The following is a 23235-nucleotide window of genomic DNA, read 5'->3' as shown; positions in this document are numbered from 1 at the left end:
GGCCCGCAGGCGCTCCACCGGGGGGCGATGGCAAAAACAAAAGGAGTGACTGACATGATCCATCACGTAGTCGGACTGTTCACCCACCCTGATCAGGAATGGCGACAAATCCGTGGCGACGCCGAGGAAAGCATCGGCCACATGTACCTGACCCACACCTTGATCCTGGCGGCCATCCCAGCCATTTCGGCGTTTATCGGCACCACCCGGATCGGCTGGGTCATCGGCAACCGCGCGCCGGTGATGCTGACCCAGGACAGCGCCATCTGGATGACCCTTATGTCCTATATCGCCATGCTCGGCGGTGTGGCGGTGATGGGCGCGTTCATCCACTGGATGGCCCGCACCTACGACGCCAACCCAAGCCTGGCCCGTTGCGTGGCCTTTGCCACCTACACCGCCACACCGCTGTTCGTCGGCGGCCTTGCGGCGCTCTACCCGCATATGTGGCTGGGGATGATCGTCGGTACGGCGGCCATCTGCTACACCGTCTATCTGCTGTACGTCGGCCTGCCGACCTTTATGAACATCCCTTCGGACGAAGGGTTCCTGTTCTCCAGTTCCGTCCTGGCCGTCGGCCTGGTGGTGCTGGTGGCGATCATGGCCTTTACCGTGATTGTCTGGGGGCTGGGCGTCGGCCCGGTGTACACCAACTGAATAAAACAAAGCCATAACTGCCAACACAGGCCGCCGCAAGGCGGCCTTTTAACGCGCCACGACCATTCGGCGCCTGGCGGATTTGGAAATCCCCGGGTTTACGGCATACTCGTCTTTCTGGAGATCCGTACAGCATGCTCGAGCAACTCAAGACCCGCGTCGAAGACTGTTTCCAACAAGCCGAATCCTTTTTCAAACGCCCTTTCAAGCGTCCGCTGGTCAGCCTCAAGCTCCGTGGCCAGAAAGCCGGCGTGGCGCACCTGCATGAAAACCTGCTGCGCTTCAATCCGCAGCTATACCGGGAAAACAGCGAAGACTTCCTCAAGCAGACCGTGGCCCACGAGGTCGCGCACCTGATCGCCCACCAACTGTTCGGCGAACGTATCCAGCCCCATGGCGAGGAATGGCAACTGATCATGCGCGGGGTCTACGAGCTGCCGCCCAATCGCTGCCACACCTATGAAGTCCAGCGCCGTCGCATGACGCGCTATATCTACCGCTGCCCATGCGCCGACAGTGATTTTGCGTTTTCCGGCCAGCGTCATCGACTGGTGGGCGAAGGGCGACGTTATCTGTGCCGGCGCTGCCGAAACACCTTGGTGTTCAGCGGTGAAATGCGAGTGGAGTGAGTTTTCCAAGCGATGCTGGCCTTGCCACCCTCTTCGCGGGCAAGCTCCGCTCCCACAAGGTCCCGGCCGAATCCAGATTTTGTGCACGCCCTAGCACCTGTGGGAGCGGAGCTTGCCCGCGAAAGCCATGGAACAGGCGCCATGACATCAGGCTATGACACCCGCCTCTCGCAACACGGCTATGCGCTCTTCGCTGTAGCCCAGTTCACGTAACACCTCATCAGCATGTTCGCCCAGCCGCGCACCGATATGCTGAGGCGCCGGCAAGCCCTGAGAAAACTTCAACGGACAGGCCATCTGTGCCTGGTGGCTGCCGTCTCCACGGGGCACCTGTACCACCACTTCCCGCGCCAGTAACTGTGGATGCTCGACCGCCTCGCCCAGACTGAGCACCGGCTCGACGCAGGCATCCAGCCCGGCAAACAAAGCGCACAGCTCAGCGAAATCACGCTTTTCGAACTCGACTTGCAAGGCCTGCTTCAACGCTTGTTGCGCCCTGGGCTCGGGTGACAACCCTTGAGCCGCCAATTCCGCCAGCCCCAAGGCCCCGCACAACTGCTGCATAAACCCCGGCTCCAGACTCCCCACGGCCAACCAGCGCCCTTCCCGGCTACGGTAATAGTCATAGAAGCCACCGCCATTGAGCATCTGCTCCTCCGGCCCCGGCTCAACCCCGCAAGCGAGGAAGCCCGCCCCGGCCATGGCATTCAGGCTGAAGGCGCAATCGGTCATGCTGACATCGACGTACTGCCCCAACCCCGTCTGCTGCCGGGCGATAACCGCCGCCAGCAAGCCGACCACCCCATGCAGCGAACCGCCCGCCAGATCCGCCACCTGCATTGCCAGGGGCACGGGCCCACCGTCCCGGCGCCCGGTGTAGCTGGCCAACCCCGACAACGCCAGGTAGTTGATGTCATGCCCGGCGCGCTCACGGTAAGGACCGCTCTGGCCGTAGCCGCTGATCGATACATAGATCAACCGTGGGTTGATCGCCTTCAGGGCTTCATAGCCCAGGCCCAGCCGATCCATCACCCCGGGACGGAACTGCTCCAGGACGATGTCATGCTCGCGCACCAGGTCATGGATCACCGCCACCGCTTCGGCCTGCTTCAGGTCCAGGGCCAGACTGCGCTTGTTGCGGTTGAGCCAGGCGTGACTGGCGGAAACCCCATGGTCGTGGGGCGGCCATAGCCGCAACGGGTCCAGGCGTGCGGGGGATTCGATGCGTAGCACCTCGGCGCCCATGTCCGCCAACAACAGCGAGGCGAACGGCCCCGGCAGCAATGTCGAGAAATCCAGCACCTTGAGTGAGGCCAACGGACCGTGCATGGGCTTGCCCTTTTCCAGATCGACAGTCGCCAGCGTAGGCAGCCGGCTCCCCGGCGACAAGCACCACACTGCTCAGCAGTCCTGACGCAAACGCTCAATAACATTGATCCCCCGTGCAGGAGCCATATCGGGGGTAATGCCCAGGCATAAAAAAACCCATCCGAAGATGGGTTTTCTTATTTAACGCTGAAGCTTACTTGGCGCTTGGCGCCGAGCCTTCGGCCACGCCGAGGTCGTCCTCTACGCGCTCGTCTTCAATACCGCGACCACCGGAAGCCAGCTCGGTGTGCAGCTTGTCTTCGTCCAGTTCCTTGACCCACTTGGCCACCACCAGGGTCGCCACGGCGTTGCCCACCAGGTTGGTCAGGGCACGGGCTTCGGACATGAAGCGGTCGATACCGAGGATCAGCGCCAGGCCGGCCACCGGCAGGTGACCTACGGCCGACAAGGTCGCCGCCAGGACGATGAAGCCACTACCGGTCACGCCCGCGGCGCCCTTGGAGGACAGCAGCAGCACCAGCAACAGGGTGATCTGGTGGGTGATGTCCATATGGGTGTCAGTCGCCTGAGCGATGAACACGGCCGCCATGGTCAGGTAGATCGAGGTACCGTCGAGGTTGAAGGAGTAACCGGTCGGAATCACCAGGCCGACTACCGATTTTTTCGCGCCCAGGCGTTCCATCTTGATCAGCATGCGTGGCAGGGCCGATTCCGAAGAGGAGGTCCCCAGTACGATCAGCAGCTCTTCACGGATGTAGCGAATCAGTTTCAACACGCTGAAACCGTGAGCACGGCAGATGGCGCCCAGCACCACCACCACGAACAGGATGCAGGTGATGTAGAAGCAGATCATCAACTGGCCGAGTTGCACCAGGGAGCTCACGCCGTAGGCACCGATGGTGAAGGCCATGGCACCCAGCGCGCCCAGGGGCGCCAGTTTCATGATCATGTTGATGATGTTGAACATCACATGGGCGAAACGATCGATGAAGTCCAGCACCGGCTTGCCGTAGGCACCCAGGCGATGCAGGGCGAAACCGAAGATCACCGAGAACATCAGCACTTGCAGGATGTCACCCGTGGCGAAGGCGCCGACGATGGTGTTCGGGATCACGTTCAGGATGAAGCCAACCACGCTCTGGTCTGCACCGGCGGTGACATAGGCTGTGACTTTCGAGGCATCCAGGGTGGCCACGTCGATGTGCATGCCGTTACCCGGCTGGATCACGTTGACCACGACCAGGCCGATCAGCAGGGCGATGGTGGAAACCACTTCGAAGTACATCAGCGCATAGCCGCCGGTCTTGCCGACCGCTTTCATGCTCTGCATGCCGGCGATGCCGCTGACAACGGTGCAGAAGATGATCGGAGCGATGACCATTTTGATCAGCTTGATGAAGCCGTCACCCAGTGGCTTGAGGGCCACGGCGGTCTGTGGGTAGAAATGGCCGAGCAGGATGCCGATAGCGATGGCTACGATCACCTGGAAATACAGGGATTTGTACAGTGGCTGACGAGTCGTCATTGCAAAGTTCCTCAAGAGATCACACGCCCGTTATCCATCAGCGGCCATGGGACCTGAAGCACGAACCCTCCTGCACCGGAGGGATTTTTGTTGTTTGTCAAACTGCGTGGGCAGACCTCTAATACTTCGCAAAGCCCGTGCCACTTTTGCCAAATCGCAGCAAAGCCTTTAGCCATCATGCCTGGAGGGGTTTATCGCACTATACCCCCTACAGCATAGATGGCGGTTTTCCGCCTATCCACCCCAAAGCAGCCGAGGATTTGGCGGATATCCGCCTTGTCCCTGCGTCATTTCCGTGACTAACATCGATCACTCAATGGACGGAATCGCCCCATGCGTGAACGCAGCATCGCCAGCCACTTCGCCCGCGCCGCCCTGGAGGGTGCGCGTCGCCAGGGTCACGATTGCGCGCCACTGCTGCAACGGCTGGGTATCGCCGCGCAGTGGCTCGACGAACCGCGGGCACGCCTGGCGCCGGAGCTGTTCACCCAGCTGCTGCAAGGGCTCTGGCTGGAGCTGGACGATGAGTACCTGGGGTTCGGCCAGGGCCGCTGCCGGCGCGGCACCTTCGCCATGATGATGCACGCGCTGATTCATTGTCCGACGCTGGAAAAAGCCCTGAACCGCGGCTTGCTGTTCTACCGCTTGTTTCCCGATGCACCGCGCCTGCGGCTTGACCGTGAAGGCGACTGCGTGCGCCTGAGCCTGGACGCTTCGAACCTGTGGGACCCGGATCACTTTCTCAGCGAGTGCCTGCTGGTGATCTGGCACCGCCTGGGTAGCTGGTTGATCGGCCAGCGCATTCGCCTGCTTGAAGCGAGCTTCGGCTACCCGAGGCCCGAGCATGCCAGTGAGTACGACCTGCTGTTTCCCTGCCCCCTGAGCTTCGACGCCGCCAGCAGCAGCCTGCTGTTCAGCAGCCGCTACCTGGGCATGCCGTTGCGGCAGGACGAACGTACGCTCAAGCAATTCCTTGGCCGTGCCCCCGCCGACCTGCTGGCCCGCCCCGACGACGGCGACAGCCTGAGCAGCCAGCTACGGCGCCTCCTCAGTCGGGATGCCAGCCGCTGGCCGGACCTGGAAGCCGTCGCCCAGCACCTGCATATCAGCCCGCAGACCCTGCGCCGGCATTTGCGCGAGGAGGACACGAGTTTTCAGGCGCTCAAGGATCAACTGCGGCGGGACATCGCCATCTACCACCTGGGCCGTAACGAACTGTCGTTGCAACAGCTTGCCGAACAGCTGGGTTTTTCCGAGCCCTCGGCCTTTCACCGGGCGTTCAAGAAATGGACCGGCCTGACCCCCGGCGCCTATCGCGCCCAGGAACTGTAGAGCCGGCCGCAGCGGTTATTGGGGTGGGAAATGAATACGGAACGAGGCCCCCCCCAGGGTCGAATCCCCCAGGGTCATCTCGGCGTCGTAACTCTGGATAATGTCCTGGACCACCGCCAGCCCGATGCCCTGCCCCGGATGCTGACGATCCAGGCGCTCACCGCGTTGCAGAATCCGCTCGCGCTGGTCGGGCGGGACCCCCGGCCCATCGTCCTCGACATACACCTCGATCCCCTGCAACCCCCGACGCAGGCTGACCCGCACCTGGCTCAGACACAACCGGTAAGCGTTCTCCAGCAGGTTGCCGAGGAGTTCCAGCAGAGCCCCCTGTTCGATCGGCACATGACTGAATTGCGGCACATCGATGACGACCAGAACCTGTTTGTCGCGATAAACCTTGTCCAAGGTACTGCACAGGCTGTCGAGCACCGGGCGCAGTTCGACCTGATGGCGGACCAGACCGCTCTTGCGCAGGCTGGCGCGCTGCAACTGATAACTGATCTGCTGGTTCATCCGTTCGATCTGGCTCTGCAGGACCCTGGCCTGATCGCGATCCTGGGGCCGTCGAGCCATCCCCTCGCTGACCCCTTGCAGGACCGCCAGGGGCGTTTTCAGGCTGTGGGCCAGATCGTCCAGGGAATCGCGATAGCGGCTGCGCTGCTCGCGCTCGCTGCGCAACAGGCGGTTGAGGGAACCGGTCAGACGCAACAGTTCCCGCGGATGTTCCTCGCTGAGGCTTTCCAGTTCGCCGCTCTCGATCTGGTCCAGTTCCTGGCTCAGCCGCCGCAACGCGCGCAGGCCCCAGGTCAGGCCGAGCCAGAGCAGCGCCAGCAGCACGGACAACGCCGCGCCGAAGCCCAGGTAGAGTTTTTCCCGCAGACCGGCCAGGGTCATGTTGTATTCGCGCATCGGCTGCAAGGCGACAAAGCTGTAGGCCGCGCTCTTGCCACCGAGCAACTTGACCTCCACGTCGTAGACGAAGAACTCGTTGCCGTTGTCCTCGCGGATTTTCGCGAATTCGTTGCCGCGCCCGTCATAACGCGGGCGGTAATTGATGTGTTCTTCCTCGGTCGCCCGCGAACGCCAGACCAGCCGTCCCTCGCGGTCGAAGATATAACCCAGCAGGCGGCTGTCGGGCAGGTTGAATTTTTCGTCGGGGAGCAGATCGGGCATCTGCAGCTTTTGTTTTTCGATCCGTGCCGCGGAAATCAGCGTGGTCACATCCGAGGCCAGGCGTTGCTCGATGGAGTCCTGCAACGCCAGGCTGAACGCCCCCTGCATCGCCGGCAGCAGGGCCAGCATGAACAATATCGCCAGGATGGTGGCGGCCAGCATCAGCCGCACCCGCAGCGACCGAATCACCGGCAGCGCTCGTTGAACAGGTAGCCCAGGCCTCGCACGGTGTCGATCGGCTTGAACCCGACCGGCCCTTCCAGCTTGCGCCGCAAGCGCCCGACCAGCACTTCGATCACATTCGGATCACGCTCGTCATCGTCCGGATATAACTGCTCCATCAGGCGGTCCTTGGCCACCACCTGCTGGTGATGCCGCATCAGGTATTCGAGAATCCGGTATTCGTAAGCCGTCAGGGCCAGGGGCTGGTCGTCGAGGGAGGCCTGCTTGCGATTGAGGTCCAGCAGCAGCGGGCCGGCGGTAATGGTCGACTGGGTGAAGCCGCTGGAGCGCCGCAACAAGGCATTCATCCGCGCTTCCAGTTCCTCGAACTGGAAGGGTTTGACCAGATAGTCGTCGGCACCGGCGGCCAGGCCTTCGACCTTGTCCTGCCAGTTGCCACGCGCGGTGAGGATCAGGATCGGGAAGACCTTGCCGCCCGAGCGCAGCTGGCGGATCAGGTCCAATCCACCCATGCCCGGCAGGCCGAGATCAATCACCGCGAGGTCATGATGGAATTGCTCGGTCTGGTACAGCGCCTCTTCAGCATTGCCCACCGCCTCGACCACATGACCACTGTCGCTCAAGCGGGTCTGCAAGTGATGGCGCAACAACGCCTCGTCTTCTACCACCAGCAATTTCATAGTGCTCTCCCAACGCTACCGGCATCGCTTCGCCCATAACGGTAACTCAGTTCCGCGAAAGTGTTTCATGAAAGACACGGCCGGCCGGTTAGCAGCAGATTCGCGCATCATCATTGTTACAGAGTAAACAAGTAGCCCTGAACTCCCCCTGAACACATTGGATCGGCTAGGCTTGGTCGGTAGTGTCTTTTTTGCTGGAGAACCTGCGATGCGGCTGTTACTTGCTGTTTTTCTACTCACCCTGAGCACGCTGTCCCAGGCCGAGATCAAGACCCGGACCCTCCCCTACCAGAGCCCCGACGGCACGCGGATGATCGGCTACCTGGCCTATGATGACGCGATCAAGGGTGCGCGGCCCGGCGTGGTGGTGGTGCACGAGTGGTGGGGACTCAACGACTACGCCAAGCGGCGCGCCCGTGACCTCGCCGCCCTCGGCTACAGCGCCCTGGCCATCGACATGTATGGCGAAGGCAAGAACACCGAACACCCGAAGGACGCCATGGCCTTCATGCAGGCCGCGACCCAGGACAGCGCGGCCGCCAGCGCGCGCTTCCAGGCCGGGCTCGACCTGCTGAAAAAGCAGCCGCAGACCGATCCGGGCAAACTGGCCGCCATTGGCTATTGCTTCGGCGGTGGCGTGGTACTCAACGCCGCGCGCCAGGGCGTGCCACTGGCCGGCGTGGTCAGTTTCCATGGCGCTCTGGCGACCAACACACCGGCCACGCCGGGCAGCGTCAAGGCCAAGATCCTGGTGGAACATGGCGCCAAGGACAGCATGGTCACCCCGGAAAACGTCAGCGCGTTCAAGGCGGAAATGGACAAGGCCGGCGCCGACTACCGCTTCGTCAGCCTGGCGGGGGCCAAGCACGGTTTCACCAATCCGGACGCGGATCGCCTGAGCCACGGCGATCATGGTGGCCCGGATATCGGCTACAACAAGGCCGCCGATGAAAGCTCCTGGGCGGATATGCAGGCGTTCCTGAAGAAAATCTTTGGCTGATCCCACCTTGCCCGGCAAAATACCGGGCATGAACAGCCTCCCAGCCCTGCCTGCCTGCTGCACCCCACTCGACGCCCACTGGCCCTTGCCCGAGGCGCTGGCGCATTGTGTCTTGCTCAGCACCCGGTTCAACCCGTCGCAGCTGGCTGCGGACGATTTCCAGCGCAGCCGCATCGACCCGCCAGCGAGCATTCAACGTTCGGTGGCCAAGCGCCAGGCCGAATTCCTCGCCGGGCGCCTCTGTGCCCGCGCGGCCCTGCGGCAATTGGACGGTACCGACAGCGTGCCGGCCATCGGTGAAGACCGGGCGCCCATCTGGCCGGTTCATGTCAGCGGCTCCATCACCCACGGCAGCGGTCGGGCCGCCGCCATCGTCGCGCCTAAACGCCACTGGCAAGGCCTGGGCATGGACCTGGAAGACCTGCTGAGCGCCGAGCGAGCCGAGCGCCTGGCCGGCGAAATCCTTATCCCGGCCGAGATGCAGCGCATGGCCGCAGGCTGCGCCGAGCAGATCGCCCTGCTGGTGACCCTGACCTTCTCGGTCAAGGAAAGCCTGTTCAAGGCGCTCTACCCGCTGGTGCGCAAACGCTTTTACTTCGAGCACGCCGAAGTGCTCGAATGGGATATCAGCGGACAGGTGCGCCTGCGCCTGCTGACCGACCTGTCCAGTGAATGGTGCAATGGCACGCAACTGCAGGCGCAGTTCGGCCTGCATGACGGACAATTGCTGAGTCTGGTCGCCATCCCAAGCTGAACGCGACTCCTTGTAGGAGCCCGGCTTGCCGGCGATGGGGCCCTTGAGCCTGGCGGCGCCCTTCCGACCGCCATCGTCGGCAAGCCGGGCTCCCACAGGGGAAACCGGTCGATCACAAAATCGATGATCGACGCCTCCTCGGCTCAGGCCTTGTCCTGATAACGCGGCCAGCTCAGGCTGAAGCACGCGCCATCGAGCAACTGGCTCTTGCCGATCAGCGCCCGGCCGTCGTGCCAGTGAATGATCCGGCGCACGATGGACAACCCCAGGCCATGCCCACCCGAGGCCCGGGTCCGACTGTCATCCAGGCGCATGAACGGCGTGAAGATCCGGTCCCAGGCACTTTCCGGCACGCCGGGGCCGTCGTCCTCGACATCCACCCGGCAGCGCAAGGGCCCAACCTGGTAACTGATGCAGACCTGCGACTGGGCATGACGCATCGCGTTGCTGACCAGGTTTTGCAAGGCCCGATGCAAGTAACGCGGCTCGGCGTCGACCCACACCTCATCCCCGCCAGCCAGCGGAAAGCACAGCCCGCGCGTCACCCTGACCTCCACCCGCAACGGCGCCAACTCGCCGATCACCTGGTCGACCAGAGCACTGAGGTCGATCCGCTGGAAATTCAACGCCGGGGTGCCCTGCTCCAGGCGGGCGTAGGTCAGCATCTCGTCCACCAGCCGGTCGAGGTCCTGGATATCGCCGTCCATGCCCTCCATATATTTGTGCCGGGCCTCGGGCGTCTGCGCATCGCCAATCATTTCCAGGCCGAAACGCAGGCGCGCCACCGGCGTACGCAGTTCGTGGGAAACCGCTCGCACCAGCTCGCGCTGGATCATCAGCGACCGCTGCAGGTGCTCGGCCATGCCATTGAACGCCGCGGCCAGACGCCCGATGGAGTCCGCGCCAGCGGCCGGCACGCGGGTTTCCAGGTTGCCCTGGGCCAAGCGCGTGGCCGCCGACTCCAGCCCGCGCAGGCGCCGTTCCAACTGCCGCACCAACAGGTAGACGATCAGGCCGATCAGGCTCAGGCCAAGCGCGGCAATCAACACCAGCCATTGCGCCGGATAGGGGTTCATCTGGTACAGCGGGCCGATTTCCAGGACCCAGGGCGTCCCCGACAGGCCGGCAAACACCCGGATCGAATCGCCGCCCTTGCCCAGGGCCATGACCGTATCGCCTTCACTGATCCGCCGCCGCTGGTCTTCATCCATATCGGCCTGGTCCAGGGTGACCAGCTTCATGTCGAAGTCAAAGCCCTTGTCATGCTTGAGCGTCGCCAGGCGCGCAGGCTGCTCGGCATCGGGGTAGCGCACCAGTTCGTCGGCCAACAGGTAGATGGTCGCCCGGGCCAACTGCTCGCTGATCTGCTGGACCTCGCCCGTCAGCACCAACTGCTCCGGGTCGCTGACCAGCCGATAGATCTTCGCCGCATACGGCCCGGTCTGTTCCACCAGGGCCTGGCCACGCAGCACCCGGGTCCGCTGGCCGAGATCCAGGTGCACATCGGCCAGCGACTGCAAGGCCAGCGGAATACCGAGCAAGCGCTCCCACACCGCCAGGGCCCGACGGCGCTCGATTTCGTTCATCGGCCGCAGGTTATCGGCCATCAGCGAGAAGGTGCCATGGGCCAGGTGCTCGCGATACTGCTGGCCGCGCACCTGGTTGAGCAGGTGCAGGGCCAGCACTCCGAGCAACGCCACCAGTACCAGCGCGGCGCACATGCCACCGTAGATGCGCAGGAAGATCGAGTTCACGACGGCAGGTCTACGCACGCTTCGGGAACGAACAGATAACCTTTGCTGCGAATGGTCTTGATCAGTCGCGGGTGCTCGGGGTCATCGCCGATTTTCGGGCGGATACGCGAAATACGCACATCAATGGAGCGATCCTGGCCGTCATAGCCGATACCGCGCAAGGCGGTGAAGATTTCTTCGCGAGAGAGGATCCGCCCGGCATTTGCCACCAGCAGCCAGAGCAGATCGAACTCGGCGCTGGTCAGTTCGATCCCTGCCCCGCTCAGCCAGGCCTCGCGCAAGGCGTTGTCGATCAGCAGTGGACCGAATTGCAGACGCCGGACCTTTTCCTCGACCGCTCCCGGCAGCGGCTCGCCGCGCCGCAGCAACGCGCGGATCCGCGCCAGCAACAGGCGCGGGCGCACTGGCTTGCAGACGTAGTCATCAGCGCCCAGGTCCAAGCCCTGGATCTGGTCGAGGTCATCGGTGCGCGCGGTCAGCATCAGGATCACCCCGTCGTAGCGCTCGCGCACCTTGCGGCAGATGCTCAGGCCATCCTCGCCCGGCAGCATCAGGTCGAGAATCACCAGGTCGGGCTGCTCGGCGATAATCCGCGCGGCGGCCCGGGCGCCATTGCCTTCGACGGAGACCCGCAAGCCATTGCTCTCCAGGTACTCACGGGTCAATTCGGCCAGACGTTGGTCATCCTCGACTATCAATACCTGCCAGGCTTGCTCCACGGGGCGACCTCTGCGTGTCAATGTTCAGCGTTGAAAGGATCCACCCGTCTTTTTGTCATGATTTTGGTGGATATAGAAAGGGTAAGGCGGACCGATTGTAGCAACGACACGCTCGTCGCACACACGCCAGGATTGGCGCTCGGTCATGGGCTTTTTTTGTGATAGGGTTCGCGCCCGCAAAAATCCGCGCGCAAGGTTTGCGGCAGTAAAAAACAATGATGGGCGGTGCAATCCCGGCCTGCCGCGGCCTACACGCGTTTTCAAGCTTTCATACACAAATTACGCACAGATTTATCCACAGGCAGCACGTTGCAATCGGCCCCCAAAACGCATTATCTTGTATCTCGGCAGCAAAAAAACCCAACATGTAGGGTTTTCACCCAAAATCCCCAACCACATTTCGCGTCAGGAACTCAAGCTCTTTTCTTGCATCCGCGGGGTTGAACTAAACACCGATTTGAAAGCCCAAACCGCATACGCGGATGGCAGCCGTTCTTCCCCCTTGCGTGGGAAAACGGTACGGGTGTTGCAGGACAAAACTGTCACCCACCAGGAATACCGCTTCGGGTCAGCGACCCGCAGCGTTGAAAACTTCGGCATGGAAGCGGCGCCCGAAAGCCCTCTTCCTCTGTCCCGAAGTGGTTATGCCCGACATCGTTCGGTTGTAGTGCTTCAGGACAGAACGGTGGGCACCTTCGTGGTGCCCAAACAAACATAGAGAACGTGGAGACACCCATGCAAACCGACACAACTCGCGAGAACCCGCAAGGCACCGTGCCGCAGGCCGCCGATTCGAATCTGGATCTGTCCGCCACCGCGCCGGGCCAACTGCGCGTGATCAAGCGTAACGGCACTGTCGTTCCCTACACCGATGACAAGATCACCGTCGCCATCACCAAAGCGTTCCTCGCAGTTGAAGGCGGCACCGCCGCCGCCTCGTCGCGCATCCATGACACCGTTGCCCGCCTGACCGAACAGGTCAGCGCGACCTTCAAACGGCGCATGCCTTCGGGCGGCACCATCCACATCGAGGAAATCCAGGACCAGGTCGAACTGGCCCTGATGCGCGCCGGCGAGCAGAAAGTCGCGCGCGACTACGTGATCTACCGTGATTCGCGGGCCAAGGAACGCGCCATCCGCGCGCCGTCCGAAGAGCCGGTCAACGCTCACCCGTCGATCCGCATCACCCGCGCCGACGGCAGCGTCGCGCCACTGGACATGGGCCGCCTGAACACCATCGTCAGCGAAGCCTGCGAAGGCCTGGAAGAAGTCGACGGCGACCTGATCCAACGCGAAACCCTGAAGAACCTCTACGACGGCGTGGCCCTGAAAGACGTCAACACCGCCCTGGTGATGACCGCGCGGACCCTGGTGGAGCGCGAGCCGAACTACTCCTTCGTGACCGCCCGCCTGCTGATGGACACCCTGCGTGCCGAAGGCCTGAGCTTCCTGGAAGTGGCCGACAGTGCCACCCACCACGAAATGGCCGAGCTGTACGCCAAGGCCCTGCCGTCCTATATCGCCAAAGGTATCGAGTTCGAACTGCTGAATCCGGTCCTGGCCGAGTTCGACCTGGAAAAACTCGGCAAGGCCATCAACCACGAGCGCGACCAGCAGTTTACCTACCTGGGCCTGCAGACCCTGTACGACCGTTACTTCATCCACAAGGACGGCGTGCGTTTCGAACTGCCGCAGATTTTCTTCATGCGCGTGGCCATGGGCCTGGCGATCGAAGAAAAGCAACGTGAAGATCGCGCCATCGAGTTCTACAACCTGTTGTCGTCCTTCGACTACATGGCCTCGACCCCGACCCTGTTCAACGCTGGCACCCTGCGTCCACAACTGTCGAGCTGCTACCTGACCACCGTGCCGGACGATCTGTCGGGCATCTACGGCGCGATCCATGACAACGCGATGCTGTCGAAATTCGCCGGCGGCCTGGGCAACGACTGGACCCCGGTGCGCGCATTGGGCTCGTACATCAAGGGCACCAACGGCAAATCCCAGGGCGTCGTGCCATTTCTCAAAGTAGTCAACGACACCGCCGTGGCGGTCAACCAGGGCGGCAAGCGCAAGGGCGCGGTCTGTGCCTACCTGGAAACCTGGCACATGGACATTGAAGAGTTCATCGAGCTGCGCAAGAACACCGGTGATGATCGTCGTCGTACCCACGACATGAACACCGCCAACTGGATCCCTGACCTGTTCATGAAGCGCGTCTTCGATGACGGCAAGTGGACCCTGTTCTCGCCATCGGAAGTGCCGGACCTGCACGACCTGACCGGCAAGGCCTTCGAAGAGCGCTACGAGTACTACGAAGCCCTGACCGAGTACAACAAGATCAAGTTGTTCAAGGTCGTCCAGGCCAAGGACCTGTGGCGCAAGATGCTCTCCATGCTGTTCGAAACCGGCCACCCATGGCTGACCTTCAAGGACCCGTGCAACCTGCGCAGCCCGCAGCAGCACGTGGGCGTGGTACACAGTTCGAACCTGTGCACCGAGATCACCTTGAACACCAACAAGGACGAGATCGCCGTCTGCAACCTGGGCTCGATCAACCTGCCGAACCACATCGTCAACGGCCAGTTGGACAAAGCCAAGCTGCAACGCACCGTGAACACCGCCGTGCGCATGCTCGACAACGTGATCGACATCAACTACTACTCGGTGCCACAGGCGAAGAACTCCAACTTCAAGCACCGTCCGGTCGGCCTGGGCATCATGGGCTTCCAGGACGCGCTGTACCTGCAGCACCTCCCTTACGGTTCGGATGCCGCCGTCGATTTCGCCGACAAGTCCATGGAAGCGGTCAGCTACTTCGCGATCCAGGCCTCCTGCGACCTGGCCGACGAGCGTGGCGCCTACGAGACGTTCCAGGGTTCGTTGTGGTCCAAGGGCATCCTGCCGCTGGACTCGCAACAGATCCTGATCGAGTCCCGTGGCCAGAAGTACATCGATGTCGACCTGACCGAAAGCCTGGACTGGGCACCGGTTCGCGCCCGTGTGCAGAAAGGCATTCGTAACTCCAACATCATGGCCATCGCACCGACCGCGACCATCGCCAACATCACTGGCGTCTCGCAGTCGATCGAACCGACCTACCAGAACCTGTATGTGAAATCGAACCTGTCGGGCGAATTCACCGTGATCAACCCGTACCTGGTTCACGACCTGAAGGCTCGCGGTCTGTGGGACTCGGTCATGATCAACGACCTGAAGTACTACGACGGTTCCGTGCAACAGATCGAACGCATCCCGCAAGAGCTCAAAGAGCTGTATGCGACCGCCTTCGAAGTGGAAACCAAGTGGATCGTCGATGCCGCCAGCCGTCGCCAGAAGTGGATCGACCAGGCGCAGTCGCTGAACCTGTACATCGCCGGCGCTTCGGGCAAGAAGCTCGACGTGACCTACCGCATGGCCTGGTACCGTGGCCTGAAGACCACCTACTACCTCCGTGCCCTGGCCGCGACCAGCACCGAGAAGTCGACCATCAACACCGGCAAGCTGAACGCTGTTTCCAGCGGCGGCAACCACGGCGACGATTCGGTCCTGGCGGCACCTACCGCGCCAGCCGGTCCGGCCCCGGTGCCAAAGGCCTGTGCAATCGACGAGCCGGATTGCGAAGCTTGCCAATAAGCTGAGCGAGACCCGCGCCTTACCGCGCGGGTTGAGAAACCCCCATCAGGCCTTGGGCTTGGCGGGGGTTTTCTTTTGCCTGCCTTTTTTGCAGGCGCCGGTTTGCCGGTGATGGCGCCCTCCAGGCCAGCAAAAGCTTCGCTGGCAAGATCGGCAGGCACAAAAAAGCCCCATTCAAGGGGCTTTCTTGTTCAGCGTTTTCAGCCAAGCCGCATCACGCCATCTGGATGATGGTCTGCATGATGCTGCTCTGGGTGGAGATGGTCTTGGCGTTCGCCTGGTAGTAGCTCTGGCCTTTGATCAGGTCCACCAGCTCGCTGGTCAGGTCGACGTTCGAAGCTTCCAGGGAACCGGAAAGGATAGAACCGTTGGTGCCGACCGTACCGCCGTCGAAGGCCGGCTGACCGGACGAGAACGTCTCTTTCCAGCTGGTACCGCCGACCGCCTGCAGGCCTTGCTCGTTGGTGAAGCTGGCCAGGGCCACCTGACCAATCGCCTTGTGCTGCTGGTTACTGAAGTTGGCGGAGATCACACCGGTGGCATCGATGGTGATGTCAGTGATCTGGCCGGTGGCATAACCATCGTTGGTGATGGCGCTACGGGCGGTGGTGGCGTTGAACTGGGTGGTTTTCGAAAAGTCGACGGCAATGCCGGCGGCGTTCGCGCTCGCGCCGTTCGCGGCCCAGACACCCGCGGTCACGGTGCCGGGCACCCAACCGGTAACGGTGATGCTGGTCTGGCCGGCGACACCGCCGATGCTCGCCAACTTGCCCGCAGAGTCAAAAGTCACAGCCACCGGAACAGGGTCGGTGGCGCCACCCACCGTTGCTGCCGTGCCGTCAGGGTTGCGACCATCAATCAAAGAATAGACGTTCCAGGTATTGGAACCGGTCTTGACCGCATACTGGTCCAGGGAGTGGGAATTGCCCTGGGTGTCATAGATGGTGGTGCTGAACGGCTTGGTGTAGGTCGCGGTATTGGTCGCATCGAACGGTGCGGCAATCACCGCCGACGTGGAGTCGAGGTTGAGCGTCGAGCCAATCTTGGTAGTGGTCTGCGGCGACAGGTTCGAGGTGTCGATCCGCAGGTTGGTCAGTACACCCGGAATGATGTTGCCGTTGGCATCGGCGGCATAGCCTTGCAGTTTCGCGGTGCCATCGGTGTTGGTGACGTAGCCGTCCTTGTCGGTCTTGAAGGTACCGGCACGGGTGTAGCTCAGCGAACCGTTGCTGCTCAGGACGAAGAAGCCGTTGCCTTGCACGCCCATGTCCAGCACGTTGCCGGTGCTGTCCATGCCGCCGTTGCCGAAGTTCTGCGAGACGTTGGCCAGGTTCACACCATTACCGATGCTCTTGGCACCGGTGCCCAGCTTGGTCGCCGAGTACACGTCGGCGAATTCCGCACGGGACGACTTGAAGCCGGTGGTGTTGACGTTGGCAATGTTGTTGCCGGTGACGTCAAGTTGCTTGCTGGCCGCAGAGAGACCGCTCAAACCGATATTGAAAGACATGGTTCACTCCTTACTTCGTGTTGGTCGGCTCTTACAGGCCAATGGTCTGGACTTTGGACAGAGCAATACTGCCCAGGCCCGCCAGGTTGAGCATCATTTCGCCGCCGTTCTGACCCAGGGTCACGCTGCTGACCGTCGCTGGCAGGTTGGTCGTGAGCGCCGTGGCCGTGCCACTGATCGGCGCGGTGGCATTGAAGGTGTAGGTGCCGCTGGTCAGCAGGGTGCCGGCATCGTTCTTGCCGTCCCAGGTGAACGCGGCGTTGCCAGCGGCCTGGGAGCCCATGTCGATGGTCCGGACCACGGTGCCGCTGGAGTCGCTGATTTTCAGGGTCACATCGCTGACGGAACTTGGAACCACTGCCGTACCGCTGAAGGTCTTGCTGGTATCGACCACGGCCTGGGAGGTCGGCACGATGACCGAACGCCCAACCATCGACGAGGCCTGCAGCGCCTGGGACGACGTGAAGGAGCTGGCGATATTGTTCACGCTGGTGTTGAGCGTCTGGATACCTTCCAGGCTGCTGAACTGGGCCAACTGCGCGACGAAGGCACTGTTGTCCTGGGGGTTGAGCGGGTCCTGGTTCTTCAGCTGAGTCACCAGCAATTGCAGGAACGCGTCCTTGCCCAGGGTCTGGCCGCCGGCGGCGCTGCTGATGGCATTGCCCAGCGCATCAGTACTGCCGGTGCTCGCCTTCTGGGAGTTGGCAATGATCGTATCAAGTGTCGAATTACCACTCGACGAAGTGCTGGAAACCGTCATAGGAATCGTCCCTTATCACTGACCGAGGGTCAGGACCTTCTGCATCATGGTTTTGGCGGTAGTCATAATGTCCGCATTGGTCTGGAACGAACGGCTGGCGGAAATCATGTCGGCCATTTCCTGAACCACGTTGACGTTCGGGTAATAGACATAGCCGTTGGCGTCAGCCGCCGGATGGTTCGGCTCATAACGGGCCTCCAGGTTGCTGGGGTCCTCGACCACGCCCATGACCTGGACGCCGGCACCCGCCCCGTCCTGGTTCTGGAACAGCGAGTTGTCAGTCTGACCCTGGCCGTTCTGGAACATGGTGGCGAACACCGGGTGCCGGGCGCGATAGGTCTGGTCCATGCTCGACGAGACGGTGTCGGCGTTGGCGATGTTACTGGCGACGGTGTTCAGGCGAGTGGTCTGGGCACTCATGCCGGTACCGGCAATGTTGAAAACGCTGGCTAGGGACATGACTTATTCTCCACGCAGGGCTGAAACCAGCCCTTTGAATCGTGCGTTCAGCAAGGTGAAGCTGGCCTGGAAATCGACCGAGTTCTTCGCATAGTTCGATTGTTCGATCTGCGCATCCACGGTGTTCTGGTCGAGCGACGGCTGCATCGGCGTGCGGTACTGCAGCGTGGCATCGCCGTTGCTCAGACCTTCGGCTTCGATATGGCGTGTGTTGGTGGTGTTCAGCGCGAAACTGCCGTTCTTGGCCTTGTCGCTCTGCTCAGCGAGCACCGAGGAGAAGTCCATGTCCCGAGCCTTGTAGTTCGGGGTATCGGCGTTGGCGATGTTGTTCGCCAGAACTTCGGCGCGCTGGGCGCGGAAGCCCAAGGCTTGCTCATGGATACCCAGCGCTTTATCGAAGTTGATGCTCATGTCGGGAAACCTTTAGCGGGTTGACCTGGTTTTGTGAAACAGGCTTTTCATTGCAAGTGACAAAGCAAGGCCCATGCCAGTTTTTCAATGCTGGTAAATCAAGGGCTTGCGGGCAGGTGGCGGGCGGCAATGCCAGAAAAGCGGCAAGGCATTTCCGCCGAGTGCCGGTAAAGCGGCAAAAGCGTCGCAAAAAAAACGGGAACCCGTCGGGGTTCCCGTTTCGTGCAGGACTTGGCGCCTACTTGGCCTGGTAGATGATTCCCGGGCTGCATTGCACCATCTGGTAATGATCCGGCAGCCCATTCAAGGCTTCCGAGGCGCCGAGGTACAGGTAGCCTCCCGGTTTCAAGGTACCGTGGATACGCAGCAGAATGTCTTTCTTCACCTCGGCGGAGAAGTAGATCAACACGTTGCGGCAAAACACGATGTCGAACTTGCCCAGGCTCGCATAGCTGTCCAACAGGTTGAACGAGCGAAATTCCACCCGGCTGCGAATCGGCGCCTTGATCGCCCAGCGTCCCGGCCCCTTGGGGTCGAAGAAGCGTTGCAGACGCTCGGGCGACAGGCCGCGGCCGATGGCCAGGCTGTCGTACTCGCCGCTCTTGCAGTTGGTGAGCATCAGCCCGGACAGGTCGGTGGCGACAATCTGCGTGCCCCCCTTCAACTGCCCCATGTTGGTCCGCTCGAACTCGTCGATCGACATCGAGATCGAATAGGGTTCCTGCCCCGACGAACAGGCCGCCGACCAGATCCGCAGACGCTGGCCGGGGCTGGCCTTGATCATTTCCGGCAACACCTTGTTCTTCAGGACCTCGAAGGGGTAGGTGTCGCGAAACCACAAGGTCTCATTGGTGGTCATGGCATCCACCACCTGCTCGCGCAAACCGCTGCGGGGCTGGGTCTGGATCCGCTGGACCAATTCGCCAAGGGATTTGAGCCCCTGCTGTTCCATCAATTTATTGAGACGGCTGGAAACCAGATACTGCTTGTTTTCACCGAGCAGAATGCCACAGGCCTTTTCCAGGAAGACCCGGAACTGTTCAAAATCCAAATTACCCGTAGACAAATGATGCCGCCTCTACAATCGTTCGTACCGTCAGGAACGGAGGTCCCTGATCGCTTATTCTGCTGCCTTGATCCGACCGACTACCCGTGCTGCCAGGTCATCGGGTCGGAACTTGGCCAGGAAATCATCGGCACCGACCTTCTTGACCATTGCCTGATTAAAGACCCCTGACAAGGAAGTATGCAGGATGATATGAAGTTTTTGCATGCGTGGGTCGTTGCGGATCTCGGCCGTCAGAGTGTAGCCATCCATTTCAGGCATTTCGATGTCGGAAATCATCATCAGAAATTCCTCTTCCGGCTTCTTGCCCTCCTCGACCAGCTTACGCAGGTAGTCCAGCGCCTGCCGGCCGTCGTTCAACGCCACCACTTCCACGCCCACGGTCTGCAAGCAACGCGTGACCTGCTTGCGCGCCACCGACGAGTCATCCACCGTCAGCACCCGCATGGAAATCGCCTTGGCCTGGGTCTCGACATCGACCACCCCATGAGAGATGGACTCGGAGGTCGGCGAAACTTCGGCAAGGATTTTCTCGACGTCGATGATTTCCACCAACTGGTTGTCGATCCGGGTCACGGCGGTCAGGTAGTGATCGCGTCCGGTGCCCTTGGGCGGCGGATGGATCTCCTCCCAGTTCATGTTGACAATGCGCTCCACCGACTTCACCAGGAAACCCTGGGTCTTGGTGTTGTACTCGGTAATGATCACAAACGGATTACTTTGATCCTTGAGAGCGCCCGACCCGGTGGCCATCGCCAGATCCAGGATGGGAATGGTTGCCCCGCGGATATTCGCCACGCCACAGACCACCGGGCTGGATTTGGGCATCAGGGTCAGCTTGGGGCACTGCAGCACCTCCCGCACCTTGAACACGTTGATCCCGTACAACTGCTGACCGTCCAGACGAAACAACAACAGTTCAAGGCGATTCTGCCCGACCAGTTGCGTACGCTGGTTCACCGAATCCATCACACCCGCCATGCCAGCCACCTCTCACACAAGCTTCATGATCCGACGCTTATTCAGCACTAAACGGCACGAGCCTTGCTTTTTATACTGTTATGAAAGCACAAACGACATTTTTTCGACGCCTGACATCACAGTACCGCAGATTGCTCTGGGTCTTGGCGGTTTTATGCAGTCTGAACCCCGGCGGCCCTGCCTTTGCCGACTCAGCGACCCTGCCTGATCAGCTTATCGGCGTGACCCAAGGCTTTCTTGAGTTCACCGTAGAAGACTATCTGGCGACCAGTCAAACCGAAGGACGCTACGAAATCCAGGTCAACCAGCTCGATCCGCGCCTACGCCTGGCCGCTTGCGACAAGGAATTGACAGCCAGCCTGGAAAGCCCTGCCATCCCCATTGGTCGGGTCACGGTCAAGATCCGCTGCGAAGGTAACTCGCCCTGGACCGTGTTCGTACCGGCCCAGGTCAAGCTGTTCCGCAATGTGGTGGTCAGCACGCGCCCGCTGAAACGCGCCGGAATCATCGAGCCCGGCGATGTCGCCCTGCGCGAACGCGACATCAGCCTGATCAACCAGGGCTTCCTGACGACCACGGAGGAGGCCATCGGGCAGAAACTTGTCCGACCAATGGTCATGGATCAGGTCGTCACCCTGGTTCATCTGGAACAGGCCGAAGTGGTCCGCAAGGGCGACCAGGTGGTCATCAGTGCGACAAGCGGCGGCCTGGTGGTCAAGATGCCGGGCGAAGCCCTGTCCAACGGCGGCCTGAACGAACAGATCCGCATCAAGAACCTGAACTCCCAACGGGTGATCAAGGCACGGGTAACCGCGCCGGGACAGGTGGAAGTCGCGCTGTAGAGAACTGGCGTTAAGCGGCAGCTTTTCCTAAACTGTGTCCCAGGCAGGGACACCGCCGACACACGCAGACTCATGCTCATATGAGCCTAAAGTTTTCCCGGGTATGGCCGAAAACAAGGCAAGCGTCCAAATACCCAGAGGTTTTTTCCATCATGGTCATCGATTTCAGTCGTTTGAATAACGCCCCGTCACTGACAGGCAGTACGCGCACCAGCGCCAGCAAGGAAGCCGACGGCTCCGGCAAATCCGCAGCCGTGAGCACTCCGGCCGCCTCGGTCAGCCAAAGCGGGGAATCGGTACACCTCAGCAATGAGGCTCAGCAGTTGCAACAAGTCACTGACAAGCTGCGCGACCAACCTGTTGTCAACAGTGCCCGTGTGGCCGAGTTGAAACAGGCGGTTGCCGATGGCAGCTACAAAGTCGACAGCAACCGCGTAGCCAGCAAACTGCTCAACTTCGAAGCCCAGCGCTAGGCTTCGGCCTGCGTCAGGCTTTTGGACGCTTAAAAACCAAGGCCAGCCATGCACGACAACACTCTGCTGCAACTGATCACCGACGATTTTGCCCCCGCTCAAGACCTGCTTGAGTTGCTGCGCGCCGAATCCCTGGCGCTCCATGGCCGCAACATGTTCGAGCTGGAGGAGATTCTGGCCCGCAAGCAAGCGTTGATCGTTCTGCTGGAACAACACGGCCGCAAGCGCAGCCAGCTACTGGCTGACCTCAATTTGCCCAGTAACCGTACCGGACTGGAACAACTCGCCGCGCAGTCCAGCATTGGCGAACAGTTGCTGAGTCAGAGCGATGTACTGACCCAATTGCTGGCCGATTGCCAAACCGCCAACGAGCTCAACGGCCGTAATATCCAGGTTCAGCAAGCGACAACCGCAAACCAGTTGAAGATCCTGACCGGCGGCGAAACCCCCGCCCTCTATGACGCGCGCGGCTCAACGGCGATGTCCATGAAACCGCGTCCGCTCAGTCAGGCTTGAACCGGGCCTTGCGCGTGCTCTATCAAGGCGCGCAACATGCTGGCAAAATGCTAGCCTTTGCGTGCAGTCGTATTTTGTCTGGAGATTGATGAACCGTGTCCAATGCCTCAAGCGCGGAAGATGCTCCGCAGCCACCCAAGGTGCTTAGCACGCCTCTGGAAATTTCCGCCAACCTACGGATGCTGCAGGAAAGTCACGACCCGCTGATCATCACTTTTCATGAGCGCAGCCAGCGCTTCCAGAGTTTTGTGATCGATGTTGACCGTGAAACCGGCACCCTGGCCCTGGACGAAATGATGCCGCGCGACGGCGAACGTTTCCTGTCCGCCGGTGAGCCCTTTCGCGTCGAAGGCTTCCATGAAGGTGTGCGAATCGCCTGGGAACAGCCGCAACCCATGACCATCGACGAGACCAACGGTTGCTACCGTGGCTCGATGCCCAATGAAGTGGTCTATCACCAACGTCGCAATGCCTTCCGCGCCGCCTTGAAGTTGGCCGCGCTGGTCAATGTCGAACTGGGCGGCGAGAAGCTCAAGGCGCCGTTGACTGGCAAGCTGCTGGACATTTCCGCCACCGGCTGCAAACTGCGCTTCGAAGGCGATATCTCCGAGCGCCTGCAACTGGGCCAGGTCTACGAACGTTTCATTGCCGCCCTGCCCTTCGGGCCCATGACCGCCCCCGTGGAGCTGCGCCACCTGCACTTCGAAGAAAGGATCAACACCACCTTCGCCGGCGTGCGCTTCCACAACATGAGCGGCCTGGTCCAACGCCAGGTCGAGCGTTTCGTCTATCAGCTGCAGCGTGAAGCGCGGCGCTTCGATAAAGACGACGATTTCTGATCCAGCA

Annotated in this window: 23 protein-coding genes; 11 read left to right on the top strand and 12 right to left on the bottom strand. The window is 61.3% G+C overall.

Annotation, left to right across the window (positions count from 1 at the left end):
• Positions 1–54 precede the first annotated feature (54 nt).
• A complete protein-coding gene (locus tag AC07T0_RS29610) occupies positions 55–657 on the top strand; it encodes a Yip1 family protein (RefSeq protein WP_495004504.1) in 603 nt (200 codons plus the stop codon).
• Positions 658–791: 134 nt separating this feature from the next.
• A complete protein-coding gene (locus AC07T0_RS29605) occupies positions 792–1286 on the top strand; it encodes a SprT family zinc-dependent metalloprotease (RefSeq protein WP_495004503.1) in 495 nt (164 codons plus the stop codon).
• A 147-nt stretch (positions 1287–1433) separates the two neighbouring features.
• On the opposite strand, the gene AC07T0_RS29600 is transcribed toward AC07T0_RS29605, so the two are convergent.
• Positions 1434–2615 (bottom strand): CaiB/BaiF CoA transferase family protein, encoded by a 1182-nt coding sequence (locus AC07T0_RS29600; RefSeq protein WP_495004502.1) that lies wholly within the window; start codon positions 2613–2615, stop codon positions 1434–1436.
• Between the two features lie 193 nt (positions 2616–2808).
• Positions 2809–4140 carry a dicarboxylate/amino acid:cation symporter gene (locus AC07T0_RS29595; protein ID WP_495004501.1) on the bottom strand — a complete coding sequence of 444 codons (1332 nt, stop codon included), beginning with the start codon at positions 4138–4140 and terminating at the stop codon, positions 2809–2811.
• Between the two features lie 333 nt (positions 4141–4473).
• Here AC07T0_RS29595 and AC07T0_RS29590 point away from each other — a divergent pair, with 333 nt between their 5' ends.
• A complete protein-coding gene (locus AC07T0_RS29590) occupies positions 4474–5472 on the top strand; it encodes an AraC family transcriptional regulator (RefSeq protein ID WP_495004500.1) in 999 nt (332 codons plus the stop codon).
• 15 nt (positions 5473–5487) lie between these two features.
• Here the strand turns inward: AC07T0_RS29590 and AC07T0_RS29585 are convergent, their stop codons facing one another.
• Both AC07T0_RS29585 and AC07T0_RS29580 read right to left on the bottom strand, forming a co-directional pair.
• Positions 5488–6834, bottom strand: coding sequence for an ATP-binding protein (locus AC07T0_RS29585; protein ID WP_495004499.1), 1347 nt, complete (start codon positions 6832–6834; stop codon positions 5488–5490).
• Entirely contained in the window at positions 6831–7508 is a 678-nt protein-coding gene (locus AC07T0_RS29580) for a response regulator (RefSeq protein ID WP_495004498.1), read from the bottom strand. Before AC07T0_RS29580 ends, AC07T0_RS29585 begins: the two co-directional genes overlap by 4 nt.
• A gap of 208 nt (positions 7509–7716) precedes the next feature.
• Here AC07T0_RS29580 and AC07T0_RS29575 point away from each other — a divergent pair, with 208 nt between their 5' ends.
• Together AC07T0_RS29575 and AC07T0_RS29570 are read left to right on the top strand one after the other, a co-directional pair.
• Positions 7717–8508 (top strand): dienelactone hydrolase family protein, encoded by a 792-nt coding sequence (locus tag AC07T0_RS29575; RefSeq protein WP_495004497.1) that lies wholly within the window; start codon positions 7717–7719, stop codon positions 8506–8508.
• A 28-nt stretch (positions 8509–8536) separates the two neighbouring features.
• On the top strand, positions 8537–9262 hold the full coding sequence (locus AC07T0_RS29570) for a 4'-phosphopantetheinyl transferase family protein (RefSeq protein ID WP_495004496.1): 726 nt from the start codon (positions 8537–8539) through the stop codon (positions 9260–9262).
• Positions 9263–9405: 143 nt separating this feature from the next.
• Here the strand turns inward: AC07T0_RS29570 and AC07T0_RS29565 are convergent, their stop codons facing one another.
• Together AC07T0_RS29565 and AC07T0_RS29560 are read right to left on the bottom strand one after the other, a co-directional pair.
• Complete coding sequence (locus tag AC07T0_RS29565; protein ID WP_495004495.1) at positions 9406–11016, bottom strand: ATP-binding protein; 1611 nt, start codon at positions 11014–11016, stop codon at positions 9406–9408.
• Positions 11013–11735 carry a response regulator gene (locus tag AC07T0_RS29560; RefSeq protein ID WP_495004494.1) on the bottom strand — a complete coding sequence of 241 codons (723 nt, stop codon included), beginning with the start codon at positions 11733–11735 and terminating at the stop codon, positions 11013–11015. Before AC07T0_RS29560 ends, AC07T0_RS29565 begins: the two co-directional genes overlap by 4 nt.
• 145 nt (positions 11736–11880) lie before the next feature.
• On the opposite strand from AC07T0_RS29560, the gene AC07T0_RS29555 reads away from it, so the two are divergent.
• Positions 11881–12453, top strand: coding sequence for a hypothetical protein (locus AC07T0_RS29555; RefSeq protein ID WP_495004493.1), 573 nt, complete (start codon positions 11881–11883; stop codon positions 12451–12453).
• A gap of 17 nt (positions 12454–12470) precedes the next feature.
• Positions 12471–15371 carry a ribonucleoside-diphosphate reductase subunit alpha gene (locus tag AC07T0_RS29550; RefSeq protein WP_495004492.1) on the top strand — a complete coding sequence of 967 codons (2901 nt, stop codon included), beginning with the start codon at positions 12471–12473 and terminating at the stop codon, positions 15369–15371.
• 214 nt (positions 15372–15585) lie between these two features.
• Here the strand turns inward: AC07T0_RS29550 and flgE are convergent, their stop codons facing one another.
• The 6 genes from flgE to AC07T0_RS29520 all read right to left on the bottom strand — a co-directional run bounded on the left by flgE (position 15586) and on the right by AC07T0_RS29520 (position 20558).
• Positions 15586–16881 carry a flagellar hook protein FlgE gene (gene flgE, locus AC07T0_RS29545; protein ID WP_495004491.1) on the bottom strand — a complete coding sequence of 432 codons (1296 nt, stop codon included), beginning with the start codon at positions 16879–16881 and terminating at the stop codon, positions 15586–15588.
• A gap of 31 nt (positions 16882–16912) precedes the next feature.
• The gene (gene flgD / locus AC07T0_RS29540) at positions 16913–17641 is read right to left on the bottom strand and encodes a flagellar hook assembly protein FlgD (RefSeq protein ID WP_495004490.1); all 729 of its coding nucleotides are present in this window, start codon (positions 17639–17641) and stop codon (positions 16913–16915) included.
• Positions 17642–17656: 15 nt separating this feature from the next.
• Complete coding sequence (flgC, locus tag AC07T0_RS29535) at positions 17657–18100, bottom strand: flagellar basal body rod protein FlgC (protein WP_495004489.1); 444 nt, start codon at positions 18098–18100, stop codon at positions 17657–17659.
• Between the two features lie 3 nt (positions 18101–18103).
• Entirely contained in the window at positions 18104–18511 is a 408-nt protein-coding gene (flgB, locus tag AC07T0_RS29530; RefSeq protein ID WP_495004488.1) for a flagellar basal body rod protein FlgB, read from the bottom strand.
• A gap of 238 nt (positions 18512–18749) precedes the next feature.
• Positions 18750–19577 (bottom strand): protein-glutamate O-methyltransferase CheR, encoded by an 828-nt coding sequence (gene cheR / locus AC07T0_RS29525; protein WP_495004487.1) that lies wholly within the window; start codon positions 19575–19577, stop codon positions 18750–18752.
• 54 nt (positions 19578–19631) lie between these two features.
• Positions 19632–20558 carry a chemotaxis protein CheV gene (locus AC07T0_RS29520; RefSeq protein ID WP_495004486.1) on the bottom strand — a complete coding sequence of 309 codons (927 nt, stop codon included), beginning with the start codon at positions 20556–20558 and terminating at the stop codon, positions 19632–19634.
• Between the two features lie 80 nt (positions 20559–20638).
• Here AC07T0_RS29520 and flgA point away from each other — a divergent pair, with 80 nt between their 5' ends.
• From flgA to AC07T0_RS29500, 4 genes are all read left to right on the top strand, one after another.
• Positions 20639–21400 (top strand): flagellar basal body P-ring formation chaperone FlgA, encoded by a 762-nt coding sequence (gene flgA, locus AC07T0_RS29515; RefSeq protein WP_495004485.1) that lies wholly within the window; start codon positions 20639–20641, stop codon positions 21398–21400.
• A 152-nt stretch (positions 21401–21552) separates the two neighbouring features.
• Positions 21553–21873, top strand: a complete 321-nt coding sequence (gene flgM / locus AC07T0_RS29510) for a flagellar biosynthesis anti-sigma factor FlgM (protein ID WP_495004484.1) — start codon at positions 21553–21555, stop codon at positions 21871–21873.
• A 48-nt stretch (positions 21874–21921) separates the two neighbouring features.
• Positions 21922–22389: a flagella synthesis protein FlgN gene (locus AC07T0_RS29505; RefSeq protein ID WP_495004483.1), complete on the top strand. Its 468-nt coding sequence runs from the start codon at positions 21922–21924 to the stop codon at positions 22387–22389.
• Between the two features lie 95 nt (positions 22390–22484).
• Positions 22485–23228: a flagellar brake protein gene (locus AC07T0_RS29500; protein ID WP_495004482.1), complete on the top strand. Its 744-nt coding sequence runs from the start codon at positions 22485–22487 to the stop codon at positions 23226–23228.
• The last annotated feature ends 7 nt before the right edge of the window (positions 23229–23235 follow it).

The sequence above is a fragment of the Pseudomonas sp. GW821-FHT04D07 genome, assembly GCF_059420225.1.
This window is presented reverse-complemented; position numbering and strand designations above follow the sequence as displayed.